At 37.2% G+C, this 15,776-nt stretch carries 24 protein-coding genes and 1 tRNA gene; 23 read left to right on the top strand and 2 right to left on the bottom strand.

Features of this window, described 5'->3' with window-relative positions:
* Window position 1: 1 nt before the first annotated feature.
* The 13 genes from ABN212_RS15595 to ABN212_RS15535 all read left to right on the top strand — a co-directional run bounded on the left by ABN212_RS15595 (window position 2) and on the right by ABN212_RS15535 (window position 4,761).
* Window positions 2-208 carry a hypothetical protein gene (locus ABN212_RS15595; RefSeq protein WP_261260692.1) on the top strand — a complete coding sequence of 69 codons (207 nt, stop codon included), beginning with the start codon at window positions 2-4 and terminating at the stop codon, window positions 206-208.
* Between the two features lie 2 nt (window positions 209-210).
* A complete protein-coding gene (locus ABN212_RS15590) occupies window positions 211-408 on the top strand; it encodes a hypothetical protein (protein WP_261260691.1) in 198 nt (65 codons plus the stop codon).
* Complete coding sequence (locus ABN212_RS15585; RefSeq protein ID WP_349443393.1) at window positions 401-799, top strand: hypothetical protein; 399 nt, start codon at window positions 401-403, stop codon at window positions 797-799. Before ABN212_RS15590 ends, ABN212_RS15585 begins: the two co-directional genes overlap by 8 nt.
* On the top strand, window positions 799-1,098 hold the full coding sequence (locus ABN212_RS15580; protein ID WP_349443392.1) for a hypothetical protein: 300 nt from the start codon (window positions 799-801) through the stop codon (window positions 1,096-1,098). The genes ABN212_RS15585 and ABN212_RS15580 overlap by 1 nt, the downstream gene beginning before the upstream one ends.
* Complete coding sequence (locus tag ABN212_RS15575; RefSeq protein WP_261260688.1) at window positions 1,095-1,517, top strand: hypothetical protein; 423 nt, start codon at window positions 1,095-1,097, stop codon at window positions 1,515-1,517. Before ABN212_RS15580 ends, ABN212_RS15575 begins: the two co-directional genes overlap by 4 nt.
* A 74-nt stretch (window positions 1,518-1,591) precedes the next feature.
* Window positions 1,592-1,945, top strand: a complete 354-nt coding sequence (locus tag ABN212_RS15570) for a hypothetical protein (RefSeq protein WP_261260687.1) — start codon at window positions 1,592-1,594, stop codon at window positions 1,943-1,945.
* Window positions 1,932-2,138: a hypothetical protein gene (locus tag ABN212_RS15565; protein WP_144063639.1), complete on the top strand. Its 207-nt coding sequence runs from the start codon at window positions 1,932-1,934 to the stop codon at window positions 2,136-2,138. The genes ABN212_RS15570 and ABN212_RS15565 overlap by 14 nt, the downstream gene beginning before the upstream one ends.
* On the top strand, window positions 2,135-2,356 hold the full coding sequence (locus ABN212_RS15560; RefSeq protein WP_261260686.1) for a hypothetical protein: 222 nt from the start codon (window positions 2,135-2,137) through the stop codon (window positions 2,354-2,356). The genes ABN212_RS15565 and ABN212_RS15560 overlap by 4 nt, the downstream gene beginning before the upstream one ends.
* A 2-nt stretch (window positions 2,357-2,358) precedes the next feature.
* Entirely contained in the window at window positions 2,359-3,057 is a 699-nt protein-coding gene (locus ABN212_RS15555; protein WP_250916818.1) for a Rha family transcriptional regulator, read from the top strand.
* Window positions 3,054-3,638, top strand: a complete 585-nt coding sequence (locus ABN212_RS15550) for a hypothetical protein (RefSeq protein ID WP_237612588.1) — start codon at window positions 3,054-3,056, stop codon at window positions 3,636-3,638. The genes ABN212_RS15555 and ABN212_RS15550 overlap by 4 nt, the downstream gene beginning before the upstream one ends.
* Window positions 3,639-3,650: 12 nt before the next feature.
* On the top strand, window positions 3,651-4,259 hold the full coding sequence (locus ABN212_RS15545) for a hypothetical protein (protein ID WP_161769678.1): 609 nt from the start codon (window positions 3,651-3,653) through the stop codon (window positions 4,257-4,259).
* Window positions 4,259-4,576, top strand: a complete 318-nt coding sequence (locus tag ABN212_RS15540) for a hypothetical protein (RefSeq protein WP_161769677.1) — start codon at window positions 4,259-4,261, stop codon at window positions 4,574-4,576. The genes ABN212_RS15545 and ABN212_RS15540 overlap by 1 nt, the downstream gene beginning before the upstream one ends.
* Window positions 4,577-4,608: 32 nt before the next feature.
* Window positions 4,609-4,761 carry a helix-turn-helix transcriptional regulator gene (locus tag ABN212_RS15535; protein ID WP_161769691.1) on the top strand — a complete coding sequence of 51 codons (153 nt, stop codon included), beginning with the start codon at window positions 4,609-4,611 and terminating at the stop codon, window positions 4,759-4,761.
* Window positions 4,762-4,837: 76 nt separating this feature from the next.
* Here the strand turns inward: ABN212_RS15535 and ABN212_RS15530 are convergent.
* Window positions 4,838-4,914: transfer RNA gene (locus ABN212_RS15530), tRNA-Arg, on the bottom strand.
* Between the two features lie 189 nt (window positions 4,915-5,103).
* Here ABN212_RS15530 and folD point away from each other — a divergent pair.
* The 4 genes from folD to ABN212_RS15510 all read left to right on the top strand — a co-directional run bounded on the left by folD (window position 5,104) and on the right by ABN212_RS15510 (window position 8,465).
* A complete protein-coding gene (gene folD, locus ABN212_RS15525; RefSeq protein WP_099074709.1) occupies window positions 5,104-5,976 on the top strand; it encodes a bifunctional methylenetetrahydrofolate dehydrogenase/methenyltetrahydrofolate cyclohydrolase FolD in 873 nt (290 codons plus the stop codon).
* Between the two features lie 3 nt (window positions 5,977-5,979).
* Window positions 5,980-6,192, top strand: a complete 213-nt coding sequence (gene ybcJ, locus ABN212_RS15520) for a ribosome-associated protein YbcJ (protein WP_109371317.1) — start codon at window positions 5,980-5,982, stop codon at window positions 6,190-6,192.
* A 650-nt stretch (window positions 6,193-6,842) separates the two neighbouring features.
* Window positions 6,843-7,784: a 1-phosphofructokinase gene (gene fruK, locus ABN212_RS15515; protein WP_196533997.1), complete on the top strand. Its 942-nt coding sequence runs from the start codon at window positions 6,843-6,845 to the stop codon at window positions 7,782-7,784.
* 237 nt (window positions 7,785-8,021) lie between these two features.
* Window positions 8,022-8,465, top strand: a complete 444-nt coding sequence (locus tag ABN212_RS15510) for a hypothetical protein (RefSeq protein WP_109371321.1) — start codon at window positions 8,022-8,024, stop codon at window positions 8,463-8,465.
* 89 nt (window positions 8,466-8,554) lie between these two features.
* Here the strand turns inward: ABN212_RS15510 and cysS are convergent, their stop codons facing one another.
* Window positions 8,555-9,946, bottom strand: coding sequence for a cysteine--tRNA ligase (gene cysS, locus ABN212_RS15505; protein ID WP_198620840.1), 1,392 nt, complete (start codon window positions 9,944-9,946; stop codon window positions 8,555-8,557).
* A 375-nt stretch (window positions 9,947-10,321) separates the two neighbouring features.
* Between cysS and ppiB the strand changes: the two genes are divergently transcribed.
* The 6 genes from ppiB to ABN212_RS15475 all read left to right on the top strand — a co-directional run bounded on the left by ppiB (window position 10,322) and on the right by ABN212_RS15475 (window position 15,740).
* Window positions 10,322-10,816 (top strand): peptidylprolyl isomerase B, encoded by a 495-nt coding sequence (ppiB, locus tag ABN212_RS15500; protein WP_036934689.1) that lies wholly within the window; start codon window positions 10,322-10,324, stop codon window positions 10,814-10,816.
* A gap of 12 nt (window positions 10,817-10,828) precedes the next feature.
* Complete coding sequence (locus ABN212_RS15495; RefSeq protein ID WP_100160151.1) at window positions 10,829-11,551, top strand: UDP-2,3-diacylglucosamine diphosphatase; 723 nt, start codon at window positions 10,829-10,831, stop codon at window positions 11,549-11,551.
* 134 nt (window positions 11,552-11,685) lie between these two features.
* Window positions 11,686-12,207: a 5-(carboxyamino)imidazole ribonucleotide mutase gene (gene purE, locus ABN212_RS15490; protein WP_196533995.1), complete on the top strand. Its 522-nt coding sequence runs from the start codon at window positions 11,686-11,688 to the stop codon at window positions 12,205-12,207.
* A complete protein-coding gene (gene purK / locus ABN212_RS15485) occupies window positions 12,204-13,271 on the top strand; it encodes a 5-(carboxyamino)imidazole ribonucleotide synthase (protein ID WP_198620841.1) in 1,068 nt (355 codons plus the stop codon). Before purE ends, purK begins: the two co-directional genes overlap by 4 nt.
* Window positions 13,272-13,394: 123 nt before the next feature.
* Window positions 13,395-14,672 (top strand): MFS transporter, encoded by a 1,278-nt coding sequence (locus tag ABN212_RS15480; protein WP_109371331.1) that lies wholly within the window; start codon window positions 13,395-13,397, stop codon window positions 14,670-14,672.
* Window positions 14,673-14,714: 42 nt separating this feature from the next.
* Window positions 14,715-15,740, top strand: coding sequence for a mechanosensitive ion channel family protein (locus tag ABN212_RS15475; protein ID WP_109371333.1), 1,026 nt, complete (start codon window positions 14,715-14,717; stop codon window positions 15,738-15,740).
* The last annotated feature ends 36 nt before the right edge of the window (window positions 15,741-15,776 follow it).

The raw sequence follows: 15,776 nt of genomic DNA, 5'->3' as shown, positions 1-15,776 counted from the left end.
GATGACTATTTTACATTCTACTGCAATAGCCGATTTACCGAAACCTGACATACATACAGGCGTAATGTTACCTATGTTCTTGTTTCGTTTTTGGACTAAATCGGAGCATCCAGAGAAAAAAGAAGTTATGGCCACCAGTGCTGAACAAGCTAAAGAGTTATTAGGTGGCAACGTTGTCTTCTCTGCTCAATTTCCTTGCGAGGCTTAATTATGGCTCACGAACTCAACTTAGAAGCTGTTGCAAAAAAAAGTGACCAACTAAACGCCCTTTTATTCCAGCTCAATGCTGAACGTATATCGGGGCAACCTGAAATAGAAAGTTTAATCGGATTGGCTTACGAATTATCAGGTGACATTTCAGTTTGGTTAATCGAAGAAAATGCACAGAGAGATAATAGCGATGAATAACACTAAATTAAAAGAATCAGCCTGTGATGAATTAATTTATGCGACTTCTATTTCAAACATCATTATCAACGACAATGTAATGCCTAGCGATAATATGTTTAATGCGATTGAATCTGCAGTAGCTAATATAGAAAGAGCAAAAGAAAATGTATTAAGCATTAATACTGACAAATCACCAAGGGCTATCGGTGAAATTAAAATCAGTGATAACGATACAATTGAAACGGCTGTCGGATGTATTTTAAATACATTAGAAACTGCAATTAATTTAAAAGTAGCCGAAGAAAGCGGTCATATTAAAAATTACGATATTCAAATTACAAATTTAATCCAGTCAGCAACATTAAATTTAAAAACTGTTTATGAAAAAGTAAGTTTCACGGAGGCGTAATGAATATTGATGAATTAATTACTCTTCCTGACTTAAGTAAATTAACAGAAGGCGAGTTGGGAAAATTAAGAGCAAACTTAGACTTATCTATTGATTCACTCATTACGGGAATGAACATATTTGGTGAGTTTATGTTTTGGGCTGATAACAATGAAAATTATCAGGATGGGAAAAATCATATTAGTGATGTGGGATTATTTATAAGCCAAATATCGTTATTAATATCAATATTAAATGACAGGCTTGGCGGAATTGAATATGAAATATCAAATCGAAAAATAAAAGGAATAAAAAAATGAGTAAACAACACGAAGCTATTGAGAAGGCAACTGATAACCAAATTACTATTGCCATGCGCCCAGTTTATATTATTGCAGGTGCCAATCGTGCTTACTTAAGTGAACGTTCTGCACTAAATAAACTGGCAAATATTCTGACTGAACGTCAATTCCATAAAGAAGGCATTGAGACTAACTATGAAGGTGAACAATGCGAACTTGAAAATGGCACAATCGCTTTTAAGCGTGGCGAGCCGACTGAACACTTTATGGATCGCAAAGAAGCCAAACTAACTGAACTCCAAGAACGATTAAAGCAAGAGCGTAATATTGAACGCTTACAAAAAGAATATGCCAAAGCTATCGCTAAATATGATGATGCGGAAAAAGAAGCTGACAGATTATATTACGAATTAAATAATGCTTTAACCGATAAATAAATCATCTACTAAATAAAAATTAATTATAGCGTTCATGCTAGGGATTGCTGCGCTCTGAATCAGGAGTAAGCAACATGGATAAAGTGAACTTACTTGAAATAAGAAGAAAGCGTTTTATTAACTCGGTACTTATTTACATTAAACAAAATGGAAAGAAAGCTAAATTTAAATCAAAGGTAAATAATAAAACTGTTATTACAGAAATTAACTTTGAAAACTTAAATAACTTCTTCCGTGATGTCTATGAAGAAAAAGATTGCCGTCAACGTTGTAAGTGGAGTGATAAAGATATCTATAACACCTATGAACGTTTATATAAATCTAATGGTTCTATTTCTGAAATAGGTAAATTCATGATTGATTATATCGTTGAGTATTTGCCGCCTTACTTAAATGGAGAGGAATATAAATATCATGACGTATTCTGAATTCATGAGCAAGGGCAAACAATTAGAGAGCAAAGGATTTTATAGGCGCGCATTAGAACATTACAACCAAGCTTTCATTATTGCAGATCCACCTGCCAAAGGTGCAATGAGTTATCAACAAAAAATAAGTAATCAATCATCAAAGCGCTGTTTAGATAAAGCCAAAATTAAAATACCGGGTGGCATGTTATGAGTAAGAAAATAAAAAGTAGAAGAGGCGGAAGTAAAACTAAACAAGGACATAAAGGCACAGATTTTGACTGTTGGTTGAGAATGAAGCAAGAAGACAATCTCTTTCATCCAAACATATCTAAATACGTATCAACATTTCAATCCAATATTGATTTCGTAGAAATGCCACTAAATAGATCTATTCGACGACATATAAACAAAATAAATAAGGACATTTAATTATGCAATATTTAATCAATACAGAATTATCAATGACCTCAAAAGAAATCGCTGATTTAGTCGGCGCTCGTGAAGACAATGTAAAAAGAACCATTGAAAGACTAACTAATAGCGGTGTGATTTCCCACCCTCCATTGGAGGATGGAGCTAAATCAGCTAACGGAGTAATACCAAAACACTATTTATTTTCAGGTGAAGAAGGTAAGCGTGACAGCATTATTGTAGTTGCTCAATTATCACCTGAATTTACAGCTCGGTTAGTTGATCGCTGGAAAGAACTTGAAGATGAACGAGTCAAACCTAAATCACAGGCAGAAATTATTGCTGCTATGGCACTAGCTAACTTAGAAAGTGAACGCCGAATATCTCATGTAGAGCAAAAAGTTGAACAAGTAAATGAAGTCGTTGAGCAAATAAAACAAGGAACCATCCCTACTGGCTGGATCGGGTACTCTCTGGCTAGAACTAAATCAGGCATGACGGTGGATAAATGCAAAACACTCACCAAACAGTTCAATGTTCGCAAAAATACAATAACTATTCTTACGCCCGAAGGTATGCCTAGACCGATGGCCATTATTCATGAGGCTGATTTTATATCTGCATTCAAGACAATGATGAATGAAGCCGAGAAACGTGGCACTCGCTGGCATCATCCTAAAATGGGATTATTTCAGGCAATTGGCTGGGAGGATAAATGATGGCTTATTTTACTGATACTAGTAATGGCGTTATTTCTGATGATGGTGCTTTAATTTCTTACTCTGAAGCTGTAACAGCTCTTGAATCAGGTAAATACGATAAAGAGTTATTGAAAGGTTTATATTTAGCCGCTGCAGTCATGGGTAAGTTAGCTGATGAACCTGAAACATTAACACCTGAACAGCGAATTTCTGTATGGCGCTGGGTGGTAGCAACTTGCTTTATCCGCGAACTGCAAGAAAAAAATGGCACCACTGAAATTCGTAATGAAGAAGGCGGTGTTGATCTTGCCACTATTTACAGTAACGGAGAAAACGCTTTAACCATTTACCCAGCTTCTTTGCGCCTTTGTCTTGCAAGCCATTTTGAAAGCATTTTTATCGAAGAGTTAGGGGGTATCTATAAAGATTATTGTCCTGACTTCATCATAAAAGCCTATATCGGCTTTCTAGATATCTCTCTTGAGCATGGCCCTCGCCTATCAGAAAAAGGACGTGAAGGACTTTGTATTCTTCATGATGATTATATTCGCGAGTTAGAAGCTAATAACGGATTTCTAGCTATGCCAACTATGCACTAAGGACGGTAAAAAATGACAACTAAATTACCTTACATCGAGACAAGCCAATTAAGAGCTGCACTTACATTATTAAAAATGAGTGATGATGTTCGTCTTATTACTAATTGCATCCACATCAACGCTGAATATATCGAAGTATCTAATGGGCATGCAGTATTGCGCATGAAACACAATTCTGAATTCAGTGATGATATTGTTATTCAATTTGATGAAGCAATTCCTAGAGATGCTGAATATACACATATTAAATCATATGACGATGGTTCTTATGTCGCTATTCATTATAAACAAGAGAAGGATGAAAATTTCTATCCCTCCTATAAAACAAAGCTCACTTTAATTAAAGATAAGTACCCATCATTTAATTGTCTTTTTGAGCAGGAATTTATTAAAGGTGAAGCACCCTTAATACAGGCCATGTACTTAGCTTTACCTTATTTATTATTTGGTCGTGTTATTACAGGAATACTAAAAACAAAAAATAACAAGAATGTGCTTTTTAATTTTTCATCTATGACAAAAGACGCATTTGGAGATCCTAAATTACTTGTACTAACAGTGTCTGATAATGCTTTTGATATTACCGATAAAGTTTACAACTTAATTAAGGATGATGATTAATGACAACTTTAGATTTAAATCTCGTTAGTGTCATCAAAAATGCAGGTGGTGATGCTGGTGATATGACAGATGCTGTATGGAAAGCCGGTTATCGTAAAACAAATTTTACCATTGAGCAGATCATTGATATCACGGTGAGCATGACGGGTGATTCTATTTATTTAAAATTACCTCATGACAATTTGCCTAAGACATTGGATGACATTAGCAAATATTATTTAAACAATATCATTTTTGATGCTCATTGGGATAACCCACCAACAGTTGTTGCACAGGTCATTATGGAGAACGGGTATAGGAAGGGAGACAAAAAGTGACAACTACAACTCGATATATTAAGTGGAAGGAAATGATCCAGTTAACAGGAAAAAGCAAAACTACGTTATGGAGAATGTACGCAAGGCGAAATGAGTTCCCCAAACCAGAAAGAACAAAAGGTGGTACGTTTTTAGGCTGGCCAGAACATGTCTATGAAGAGTGGGTTAGAAGTGAAAAACTGTAATGCTAACTTGACCCGTTACTTGACCCGCATCTCTTGCGGGTTTCTTTTTAAAATCCTGTAACTCATTGATTTTAAATGGTACGCCCTACAGGATTCGAACCTGTGACCTACGGCTTAGAAGGCCGTTGCTCTATCCAACTGAGCTAAGGGCGCCTAGAAGAACTTAGACGTCAGCAAGAGTGCTGATAACGGGTGTGAATTATACGTTCAACATTCTGAGAGTCAACGCTTTTTCAACGATATCAAACTATATGGTCAAAATATGGCAAGTATTCGACTGACAGATTGCTCTTGATCTGACAAAATAGACCAATACCGTAATTGAATAATTTGGATGTATAGATGTCAGCAAGAATTATAGATGGGAAATCGATTGCGCAGACCATCAGAAGCGAAGTTGCAGAAAAAGTAAAACAACGTATTAATGCAGGAAAACGAGCGCCGGGTTTAGCTGTTATTTTAGTGGGTGATAACCCAGCATCACAGATTTATGTTGGAAGTAAACGCCGCGCTTGTGAAGAAGTTGGCTTTATTTCTCGCTCTTATGATTTACCAGATACTACCAGTGAAGCTGATTTATTAAATCTGATCGACCAGCTTAACGAAGACAACACCATTGATGGTATCCTCGTTCAGCTCCCCTTACCTGCCGGAATTGATAATGTTAAGGTTTTAGAACGCATTCATCCTGATAAAGATGTCGATGGCTTTCACCCTTACAATATCGGCCGCCTATGCCAACGTGCGCCTAAATTACGCCCTTGCACACCTCGCGGTATTGTCACTCTACTAGAGCGTTGTAATATTCCTATGAATGGCTTAAATGCCGTTATTATTGGTGCATCAAATATTGTTGGTCGCCCAATGAGCTTAGAGCTATTACTTGCGGGTTGTACAACAACAGTTACCCACCGTTTTACTAAAGATCTACGTTTTCATGTTGAGCACGCGGATTTAGTCGTTGTGGCGGTAGGAAAACCTAACTTTATTCCTGGTGAGTGGATTAAACCGGGTGCAATCGTGATTGATGTCGGTATAAACCGTCTTGAAAGTGGTAAAGTTGTCGGAGATGTTGATTTTGAAGCAGCATCTCAACGTGCGGGCTGGATTTCTCCCGTCCCTGGTGGTGTAGGTCCAATGACAGTCGCCACACTTATTCAAAATACTTTGCAAGCATGCGAAGAATATCACGACCCTGAAACAGGAAATAATTAATCGATGGAAACATTTCAATTAGATGGGCACGACTATGTCGAGCTTTGTGATTTATTAAAACTTCAAGGTTGGACTGAGAGCGGAGCTGCTGCTAAAAGTGTCATTGCTGAAGGTTTGGTGAGTGTTGACGGTGAAGTTGAAACCCGTAAACGCTGTAAAATTGTTGCTGGAAAAATTGTCACCTTTGGTGAGTTTTCCGTTAGCGTCAGCAAATAATCAGCAAATTAATTAATATTGAAAAAGCGTCGCTATCTCAGCCTCGCTTTTTTTCTTTTTAACCCTTTTTTACCTTCAATGCGCTTTTTCTTCCTCTTTTTTCTTATTTATTCATATTAAAAAAAATAAATCAGCATAACCAATTGAATAAAAACAAAATTATAAAATTTGATTTAATATATTTAAATTTAGATCATCATTTTTAAGCTTATCTATGGTTATAATCTCCTCTTGCAGTTCAGCAGATTGTACATTTTATAAAAAAATAGATAAAAAGAAGTGCTATAAGTTATTATTTTATATATGGATAACACTTTTTAACCATTACTGTAAAACTTCAGCAACAAACCTTTTTATTGATACTTTTATCCGTTTATTCATGTTTAAATGCACTAAAATGTGATTTAGATCTAATTTATTTCTACTTTCATTAGGCAAAAGAACATTGTTTGTACTAAATTACAGGTTATAATTTGAAACGATTCAGCTTAATGATACTATTTTAGTTGTTATTTTGTGATATTTAAGTTTTTTTGCCCTTTATCTAACAGGAGATTTTATGCTCGGCTTACCCACTCAAGGTATCTCTGTCTTTGCTAAATTACAGCAAAAATCGATGCCTGTTCTTTTATTTAAGGTAAGGAACTAGCATGAAACACAGAGTAGCAACCATCACACTTAACCCTGCATATGATCTTGTTGGTTTAAGTAATCCTATTGAACTTGGTGAAGTTAATCGTGTTAAAACGGCTGGCTTCCATGCTGCGGGCAAAGGCATCAATGTGGCTAAGGTTTTAAAAAGCCTTGGCGTTGATGTCACTGTTGGCGGTTTTTTAGGCAAAGAAAACCAAGATGGATTCCAAAAAGAATTTAGTGAATCTGGTATCGCTAATCGTTTTCAAATGGTTGAAGGTCGTACTCGTATTAATGTCAAACTCACAGAACCCAATGGCAAAGTGACTGACTTCAACTTTTCTGGTTTTGAAATCACAAAACAAGACTGGACTCGCTTTGTTAACGACACGCTAAGTTGGGCGGGTCAATTTGATATGATTTGTGTCAGTGGTAGTGTTCCTCCTAGCGTTGATCTCAATGATTTCACTGCATGGATGACTCGCTTGCGTAGCGAATGTATGTGTTTGATCTTCGATAGTAGCCGAGATGCTTTTGTCGCGGGATTAAAAGCCTCCCCTTGGCTTGTTAAACCTAATCATCATGAATTAGAAATTTGGGCAGGTAGACCCTTACCTGAACTTTCTGATGTTGTGCAAGCGGCACAAACATTACGTCAGCAAGGTATTGCTCACGTTGTGATTTCATTAGGTGAACAAGGTGCGATGTGGGTTAATGCATCTGGCGCATGGATGGCAAAACCACCTAAATGTGATGTCGTGAGTACAGTCGGAGCTGGAGATTCAATGGTTGGTGGCTTAATTTATGGTTTAATGATGCGACAAACCAGTGAACACACCTTACGCCTTGCTACTGCCGTTTCTGCACTTGCTGTAAGCCAAACCAATGTTGGTATTCATGATCGCGAACAATTAGCAAAAATGATGGCTGAAGTCGAATTAACCCCTCTAAAATTATAAGTAATAACACTCAGTGGTAAATTGAATAATATTAAGTAGAATTACCACTGCTTCAATTAAATATATTAACGCTAGGTTATAAAAAATCCAAAATAGAATCTCTTTAATTGATTAATATTTATTTATTATTAAATCAAACTTTATTTTTTCTATTTATTCGATAAACTTCACTTTAATAAAATTTAATAAAGATATTCTAAAGCCAATAAAAACTTATTTCTGTTTTTAGGAGAAGTTATGGAAAGGCCCATAGTACTTTTATGGATACAAGTTATTTCAGTATTATTTTTGGGTGTAAGTTTATTTATATTAGTTGCTGGGGCTCCGATTTATTTATTAGCAATGGCAATGGGTGGAGGCCAAACAATGCTAGTGGGATTGTTTATCATGCTGTGTCTAATTATAACAATGATAATGCAAGTTACAGTATGGATAAAACTAGCTAGAAATAGTAGAAATGCTTACTCTTTTTTAAAAATTTCATGGGTATGTTTATCTATTTCGCTCTTTTTTATACTTAGTATTTCGATGTCATTAACAAATATGTCTGAAGTTAGCTTTGTTGTTTTTTCTATTATCGTTATCTTAACACATCGACTCTTTTTCTCTGAAAATGTAATTGCTTATTTTGAAGATAAACAAAAAGATAGCGAAAGAGAAACAAGTATTATTAGTCAATAAGTTAATCATCAAACAAAAAAATATCGGATATTAAATATCCGATATTTTTATATTAAACACGCATTAAGTGTTATTACTCAATTGTCGTATTAGTTATTACGACGCCAAACTGTTCCTTGAGGACTATCTTCTAAAACAATCCCCATCGCTGTTAACGCGTCACGAGCAACATCAGCTGCCGCCCAATCTTTATTTTTACGAGCATCATTACGCTGTTGAATTAATGATTCAATTTTTTCAACTTCACCAGCATCATCCGCTTTAGCACCACTTTGTAAGAAGTGCTCAGGCTCTTGCTCTAACAAACCTAATACTTTAGCAAGCTTACGTAACACTGCGGCTAAGCCATTCGCCGCATTCATATCAACCGATTTTAGACGATTAACTTCACGCGCTAAATCAAACAAGACTGAATAGGCTTCTGGTGTATTGAAATCATCGTTCATAGCGTCAATAAATTGCGCTTCAAACGCTTCGCCACCTACTGGTTGAGCATTTGCATCAGTGCCACGTAATGAAGTATAGAGGCGCTCTAATGCAGTACGAGCCTGTTTTAAGTTTTCTTCAGTGTAGTTAAGTTGGCTACGATAATGGCCTGATAATAAGAAGTAACGCACTGTTTCAGCATCGTAATAAGCCAATACATCACGAATAGTAAAAAAGTTATTAAGTGATTTAGACATTTTTTCTTTGTCTACCATCACCATACCAGAGTGCATCCAGTAATTAACATAAGGACCATCATGGGCACAAGTTGATTGCGCTATTTCATTTTCATGATGAGGGAACATTAAGTCTGAGCCGCCACCATGAATATCAAAATGATGTCCTAACTCTTTACCATTCATCGCAGAACATTCGATATGCCAACCAGGGCGACCGTCTCCCCACGGAGATTCCCAGCTTGGCTCACCCGGTTTGGACATTTTCCATAAGACGAAATCCATTGGATTGCGTTTTACGTTAGCCACTTCAACTCGAGCACCGGCTTGTAGTTGCTCTAAATCTTGGCGAGAAAGTAAGCCATAATCAGGATCAGTATCAATAGCAAACATGACATCGCCATTGTCAGCAACGTAAGCATGTCCACGTTTAATTAGCGCTTCTGTTAATTCAATAATTTCTGCAATATGGTGTGTTGCACGTGGCTCTGAATCAGGGCGAGCAATATTTAATGCATCAAAGTCTTTGTGCATTTCAGCTAACATACGAGTGGTTAATTGCTCACATGTTTCATTATTTTCAATCGCACGTTTGATGATTTTATCATCTACATCCGTTACGTTACGAACATAGTTAACATCGTATCCTAAGTAACGCAGATAACGGGTTATGGCATCAAAAGCCACAAAGGTACGTCCATGACCAATATGGCATAAGTCATAAATAGTGATGCCACACACGTACATACCTATTTTTCCTGCATGGATAGGTTTAAATTCTTCTTTTTGGCGAGTGAGAGTATTAAAAATCTTTAGCATCAGTGGACGTTCCCGTTTTCAACTGTACGTGTTTATTACGTTTTTATATAAAAGAAAATAACAACTACTATAACATGATATTAATCAGGATATTGGATCTTGAAGGCAAAGCAAACTCAAGATTAAGGTTTTTATCTTACTCTGCTTAGCGCTTATTTTCACTGTTCAATCGTTGATAGCGAACAATCAAACTTCTATTACTTGGCTAAATTTTGGCGAAAAGTGTTTTTTCCTTCTATTACTGATTTATTTAGCAAGAAAAAGTAGAGCGAGAAAAAGATGCATACTGACTAAATTAGGCAACTGTGATATAAAAACGGGACTGTTGTTTATGCCCAAATCTGGGTAAAGCTAAAATTATATTAGGATCTGAATATGGTTACTTTTCATACCAATTACGGCGATATCGTGATTAATACATTTGCAGACAAAGCACCTGCAACCGTAGAAAATTTTTTAGACTACTGTAAAGAAGGATTCTACGATAACACTATTTTCCACCGTGTCATCAATGGTTTTATGATCCAAGGTGGTGGCTTTGAACCGGGTATGAACCAAAAAGCGACCAAAGCACCTGTAAGAAACGAAGCAAACAATGGCCTAGCAAACAACCGCGGTACATTAGCAATGGCTCGTACAAACGATCCACATTCTGCTACTGCTCAATTCTTTATCAACGTTGCAGACAACGATTTCTTAAACTTCCGTGCTGAAAACGCAAATGGTTGGGGATATTGTGTCTTTGCTGAAGTTGTTGAAGGCATGGACGTTGTTGATAAAATTAAAGCGGTTTCCACTGGTCGTAGTGGTTTCCACCAAGATGTTCCTCGTGAAGATATCATCATTAAAAGTGTCACGGTTAGCGAATAAGCCTCACTTTTTATGTGTACGCTTTTTATTGCAGACCTGCATCTAAGTGAACATGAACCGGCAATCACTGCCGGTTTTCTTCGCTTTTTAAAAGAACAAGCCATTCATGCAAAAGCACTTTATATCTTAGGTGACTTTTTTGATTTTTGGATAGGTGATGATGATCCCAATCCTTTACATCAACAAATTGCTCAAGCTCTGATGACGCTAAAAAAAGCAGGAGTGCCTTGCTATTTTATTCATGGAAATCGTGATTTTTTAATTGGCTCTCGTTTTGCAAAAGAGAGTGGTATCACCTTACTTCCACAAGAAAAAGTGCTCGAAATTGAACAGCACCGTATCTTAATTTTACATGGTGATACGCTTTGTACTGACGATGAAGCTTATCAACGCTATCGTAAAAAAGTACACAATAAATTTATTCAGCGCCTATTCTCACTACTGCCTCTATTTATTCGACTGCGTATCGCTGACAAAATGCGCTCACGTAGCCAGCACGAAAATCAGTACAAATCAGATGCCATTATGGATGTGAATCCACAGGCTGTGATAGATACTTTTAAACATTTTAATACAGAATGGATGATCCACGGTCATACGCATCGCCCAGCAATTCATACAGTCAACATTGATGACAAAATACATTATCGTGGTGTATTAGGTGCTTGGCATACTGAAGGTTCTATGTTTAAAGTGACTGCTGAAAAAATAGAATTGATTCATTTCCCCTTTTAAGTTGTTTCGCTTATTTTCTTCATAAAAAGGCTGTTTTTTCTTTACGCAAACGTTTTCCTGTACGTGTTAGCGTGATACTATCATGCTCAGTTTATTAGGCTATATCCGTTTATGCTTACAGGAGCAGTTAAGTAATGTCTTCTCAAGTTGGTCTAAATACCTCTTCCGCTCGTATCGCCATTGTAATGGGCTCTAAAAGTGACTGGGCAACAATGTCTCATGCCGCTGATGTACTAGACGCACTACAACTTCCTTATCATGTTGAGATTGTCTCTGCACACCGTACCCCTGATAAGCTGTTTAGCTTTGCAGAACAGGCAAAAAGTAATGGCTTTGATGTCATTATTGCAGGAGCGGGTGGTGCAGCCCATTTACCGGGTATGCTCGCAGCAAAAACACTCGTTCCTGTATTAGGTGTTCCTGTTCAAAGTGCAGCATTAAGCGGTGTTGATAGCCTTTACTCTATTGTGCAAATGCCAAAAGGTATTCCCGTAGGAACATTAGCAATTGGTAAAGCAGGTGCCGCCAATGCTGCTTTATTAGCCGCTCAAATTTTAGCGTTACACTCACCTGCTATTTTTGAAGCACTAACAGCATGGCGCACAGCACAAACTGACGATGTATTAAATAACCCAGATCCAAGGGAGGCACTATGAAGCCAGTTTGTGTTCTTGGAAATGGTCAATTAGGGCGAATGCTAAGACAAGCTGGTGAGCCTTTAGGAATTGCGGTTTATCCAGTAGGATTAGATGCAGAGCCTGAAGCTGTTCCCTATCAAAAAAGTATAATCACAGCTGAAATTGAGCGCTGGCCTGAAACTGCACTCACCAAAGAGTTAGAACGTCATACTAACTTTGTAAACCGTGATATTTTTCCATTACTTGCTGATAGATTGCCTCAAAAACAACTTCTCGATGAATTGGACTTAGCAACAGCACCTTGGCAACCATTAACGTCACCAACACAATGGTCTGATATCTTCGCTCAACTGGGTGATTTTATTATTGTAAAGCGCCGTATTGGTGGTTATGACGGCCGTGGTCAATGGCGCATTCATCCCGGTGAAGAACAGCAATTACCTGCTGAAATTTATGGTGAATGTATTGTTGAACAAGGTATTCCCTTTTCAGGTGAAGTTTCACTAGTGGGCGCGAGAAATAGCAATGGTGACTGTGTTTTTTATCCATTAACACACAATCTTCATCAAGATGGCATCTTACGCATGAGTGTTGCATTACCAACCCCTGCATCGGAACTACAACAATCAGCAGAAAAAATGCTAACTGCCATCCTTAATAAACTCAATTATGTTGGTGTAATGGCGATGGAGTGCTTTATCGTTGATAATAAATTACTTATTAACGAATTAGCTCCTCGAGTTCATAACAGTGGTCATTGGACACAAAATGGAGCCTCAATTAGCCAGTTTGAATTACATCTACGTGCAATTTTAGATTTACCCATGCCAAAACCTGAGGTTTGCCAACCGGCAGTCATGGTTAATTTGATTGGTACTGATGTCAATCCTCAATGGCTTTCATTGCCATTAGTTCATTTACATTGGTATGAAAAAGAAGTGCGCCCTGCACGTAAGGTTGGGCATCTCAATCTTGTGCACCGCGATAATCTCCCTCTGAAAGAGACACTCAAATCATTAAGCTCAATGCTCGATGATGCCTATCAGTACCCTATCAAATGGGCTTTAGAAAAATTAAGCTAGCAGTCCGACTCATAAAGTTAGAGAATAATAGCCTTTAAACGAACAGACCTCAGATAAAGAGGTCTGTTATTCGCTATTTTCTCCTGATTATTCAGGTTACTGCACCCATTTGATGGAGTCAGGATGCAAGTCAAGCAACAGATTTTTGGGCCCGCTTATCAGTGGAGTATGCTGATATTATTAGGTTTTGTGTATTTTTTAGCTACCGCAACCACATTTACCTCTTTAGGTGTTGTTCTTCCTAGTATGATAAACGAGCTAGAGTGGAACTGGACTCAAGCAGGCCTTGGCTTTACGTTATTAGGATTAACCTGCGGCCTTGCAAGTTTTTTACCTACATTACTTATCCGTAAATTAAGTGTTCGCCTTACACTACTTATTGGGTTGATCATTTTTGTCAGTGGTTTCTATTTTCTTTATGAAACATACACCATTGCACGTTATTTTCTTGGTACTGCACTGCTAGGTATTGGTTTTACGCTACTAGCTACTGTACCTGGCACTTATGTTATTTCTCGCTTATTTGAAAAACAGTCCTTTGCCTTTGGTGTCTATTTTACCATTGGTGGATTAGGTGGTGTTGCTGGACCTTGGATCTACTTTTTAGCAACCCATTTATGGCATACATGGCGAATGCACTGGCTTATTTCAGCAATCACACTCACTGTCGTTACTCTTCTCACCATTTTATTTTTACGCGAAGGTAGTAAAGAGCAAGAACACGCAAAAAAAATTAGCCAACTTCAAACCACAAAACGTATCTATCAAACTAAAGAGATTTGGACAGCTCGTCATGCTTTAAGAACATGGCAATTTTATGTTATTGCTGCGACTTACACGGCCTTTTTATGGTGTGGGATCACAGTCAATAGTTTTGCTGTTGCACATATTATTGAAAATGGTTTTGGTGAAACTATTGCCGCGACACTATTAAGTAGTATGGCATTTATCAATGCTTTCTCGCGCTTAGCGGGTGGAGCTATTGGTGAATGGTTAGAACCTAAAAAATTACTTATCGCAAGCTTAAGTATTATCATCATAGGGTTACTTGCGCTAAGTATGGCTAATTCTTGGGTTTACCTGATCTTATTTACGGTTTGTGTCGGTATTGGTTATGGCATGACGTTTTTGGCATCAAGTATATTGCTTGCTAACTATTTTGGTCGCTCACCTTACCTTGAGCTATTTTCAGTGATGAATTTAATTTCAACACTGGCTTGTTTAGCTCCCTTCTTTGCTGGAGCAATCAAAGATATTTCAGGTAGTTTTACACCGGCATTCTTGATTTTAACCATACCTGTTTTACTGATTTTAGCGGTCACTCTGTTTATGAAACCACCCGTTTATCCTAAATTTCAGCATGCCAGTAAGCAGCAAGAAGAACCTAAAGTAACTAGGTAATTAAACCTATATAAAAGCATTTTCTAAGGAGATGTTAAGCTGATGAATGATGCATTAATAATAAAATACTCAATAGGTATAGGCATTGCTTTAGCCTGTTTTGTCGGTTTTTTCGTTGTATCTCTTTTTCATGATAAGAAGAAAAAGCGCCGTAGAAATATTATTATTCATATCAGCCAAGCGGTCTTTCTCTGTAGTTTAGTCATTATCTTAAGCCAATATTGTGAAATGGCTGTCGTTGATTTTAATCTCCATTTTATCTCTTTTAGGATGATTAATTTCTTTACCTATGTCGCTATCGCGTTAATTTTAATGCGTAAATTTTTCTTATTGATTAATTTATTAGAGAAATCACAAATTAATAAAGGGAGCGATCCTACTTCAGCTCGTATTATTTCCCGCATATTTAAAATCACCCTTTTCGTCATTATCATCTTACTGTTTGGTGAGCATTTTGGTATGAGCTTATCTGGTTTAATGACCTTTGGGGGATTAGGCGGTATTGCCATTGGTATGGCAAGCAAAGATGTGATGAGTAACCTTTTTTCAGGGGTGATGCTCTATTTTGATCGCCCTTTTAATATCGGGGATTGGGTACGTTCTCCTGATCGTAATATTGAAGGCACCGTGGTAGAAATCGGTTGGCGTATTACAAAAATCATTACCTTTGATCATCGCCCCCTTTACATTCCAAACTCTGTTTTTTCCTCTATTAGCGTAGAGAATCCCGGTAGAATGACCAATCGACGCATCGAAACAGAATTAGGTTTACGTTATGAAGATTCAGATAAAATAGGTGCCATTGTTGAGGACATTCGCACTATGCTGATGCAAAATGATAAAATTGACACTCAACAAACCTTATTAGTTTATTTTAATCAATTTGCAGACTCTTCACTCAATATCATGGTGTATTGTTTTACCAAAACGACAGTCTGGGCGCAGTGGCTTGAAGCTCAACAAGAAGTCTATTTGAAGATGATTGATATTGTGCATAAACATGGCGCTGATTTTGCTTTCCCATCTCAAACTGTTTATATCGAAAAGTCTTCACCTATCGCGCAATAATAGAAGATAGATAAGTTTATTTTCTCATAGACTTAT

This window comes from Proteus genomosp. 6, from assembly GCF_040139785.1.
In the GTDB taxonomy this organism is placed as follows: Bacteria; Pseudomonadota; Gammaproteobacteria; order Enterobacterales; family Enterobacteriaceae; genus Proteus.
Note: the sequence above shows the minus strand (reverse complement) of the source record. Positions and strands in the feature narration are given on the sequence as shown.

Bases quoted from the DNA above. Each gene is read 5' to 3' on its own strand.
- ABN212_RS15535 (WP_161769691.1), top strand. From the start codon at position 4,609: ATGATCCAGTTAACAGGAAAAAGCAAAACTACGTTATGGAGAATGTAC.
- purE (WP_196533995.1), top strand. From the start codon at position 11,686: ATGTCTTCTCAAGTTGGTCTAAATACCTCTTCCGCTCGTATCGCCATT.
- ABN212_RS15580 (WP_349443392.1), top strand. From the start codon at position 799: ATGAATATTGATGAATTAATTACTCTTCCTGACTTAAGTAAATTAACA.
- ABN212_RS15550 (WP_237612588.1), top strand. From the start codon at position 3,054: ATGATGGCTTATTTTACTGATACTAGTAATGGCGTTATTTCTGATGAT.
- ybcJ (WP_109371317.1), top strand. From the start codon at position 5,980: ATGGAAACATTTCAATTAGATGGGCACGACTATGTCGAGCTTTGTGAT.
- ABN212_RS15540 (WP_161769677.1), top strand. From the start codon at position 4,259: ATGACAACTTTAGATTTAAATCTCGTTAGTGTCATCAAAAATGCAGGT.
- ABN212_RS15555 (WP_250916818.1), top strand. From the start codon at position 2,359: ATGCAATATTTAATCAATACAGAATTATCAATGACCTCAAAAGAAATC.
- ABN212_RS15585 (WP_349443393.1), top strand. From the start codon at position 401: ATGAATAACACTAAATTAAAAGAATCAGCCTGTGATGAATTAATTTAT.
- ABN212_RS15545 (WP_161769678.1), top strand. From the start codon at position 3,651: ATGACAACTAAATTACCTTACATCGAGACAAGCCAATTAAGAGCTGCA.
- ABN212_RS15480 (WP_109371331.1), top strand. From the start codon at position 13,395: ATGCAAGTCAAGCAACAGATTTTTGGGCCCGCTTATCAGTGGAGTATG.
- fruK (WP_196533997.1), top strand. From the start codon at position 6,843: ATGAAACACAGAGTAGCAACCATCACACTTAACCCTGCATATGATCTT.
- cysS (WP_198620840.1), bottom strand. From the start codon at position 9,946: ATGCTAAAGATTTTTAATACTCTCACTCGCCAAAAAGAAGAATTTAAA.
- ABN212_RS15595 (WP_261260692.1), top strand. From the start codon at position 2: ATGACTATTTTACATTCTACTGCAATAGCCGATTTACCGAAACCTGAC.
- ABN212_RS15565 (WP_144063639.1), top strand. From the start codon at position 1,932: ATGACGTATTCTGAATTCATGAGCAAGGGCAAACAATTAGAGAGCAAA.
- ABN212_RS15495 (WP_100160151.1), top strand. From the start codon at position 10,829: ATGTGTACGCTTTTTATTGCAGACCTGCATCTAAGTGAACATGAACCG.
- purK (WP_198620841.1), top strand. From the start codon at position 12,204: ATGAAGCCAGTTTGTGTTCTTGGAAATGGTCAATTAGGGCGAATGCTA.
- ABN212_RS15570 (WP_261260687.1), top strand. From the start codon at position 1,592: ATGGATAAAGTGAACTTACTTGAAATAAGAAGAAAGCGTTTTATTAAC.
- ABN212_RS15590 (WP_261260691.1), top strand. From the start codon at position 211: ATGGCTCACGAACTCAACTTAGAAGCTGTTGCAAAAAAAAGTGACCAA.
- ABN212_RS15560 (WP_261260686.1), top strand. From the start codon at position 2,135: ATGAGTAAGAAAATAAAAAGTAGAAGAGGCGGAAGTAAAACTAAACAA.
- ppiB (WP_036934689.1), top strand. From the start codon at position 10,322: ATGGTTACTTTTCATACCAATTACGGCGATATCGTGATTAATACATTT.
- ABN212_RS15575 (WP_261260688.1), top strand. From the start codon at position 1,095: ATGAGTAAACAACACGAAGCTATTGAGAAGGCAACTGATAACCAAATT.
- ABN212_RS15475 (WP_109371333.1), top strand. From the start codon at position 14,715: ATGAATGATGCATTAATAATAAAATACTCAATAGGTATAGGCATTGCT.
- folD (WP_099074709.1), top strand. From the start codon at position 5,104: ATGTCAGCAAGAATTATAGATGGGAAATCGATTGCGCAGACCATCAGA.
- ABN212_RS15510 (WP_109371321.1), top strand. From the start codon at position 8,022: ATGGAAAGGCCCATAGTACTTTTATGGATACAAGTTATTTCAGTATTA.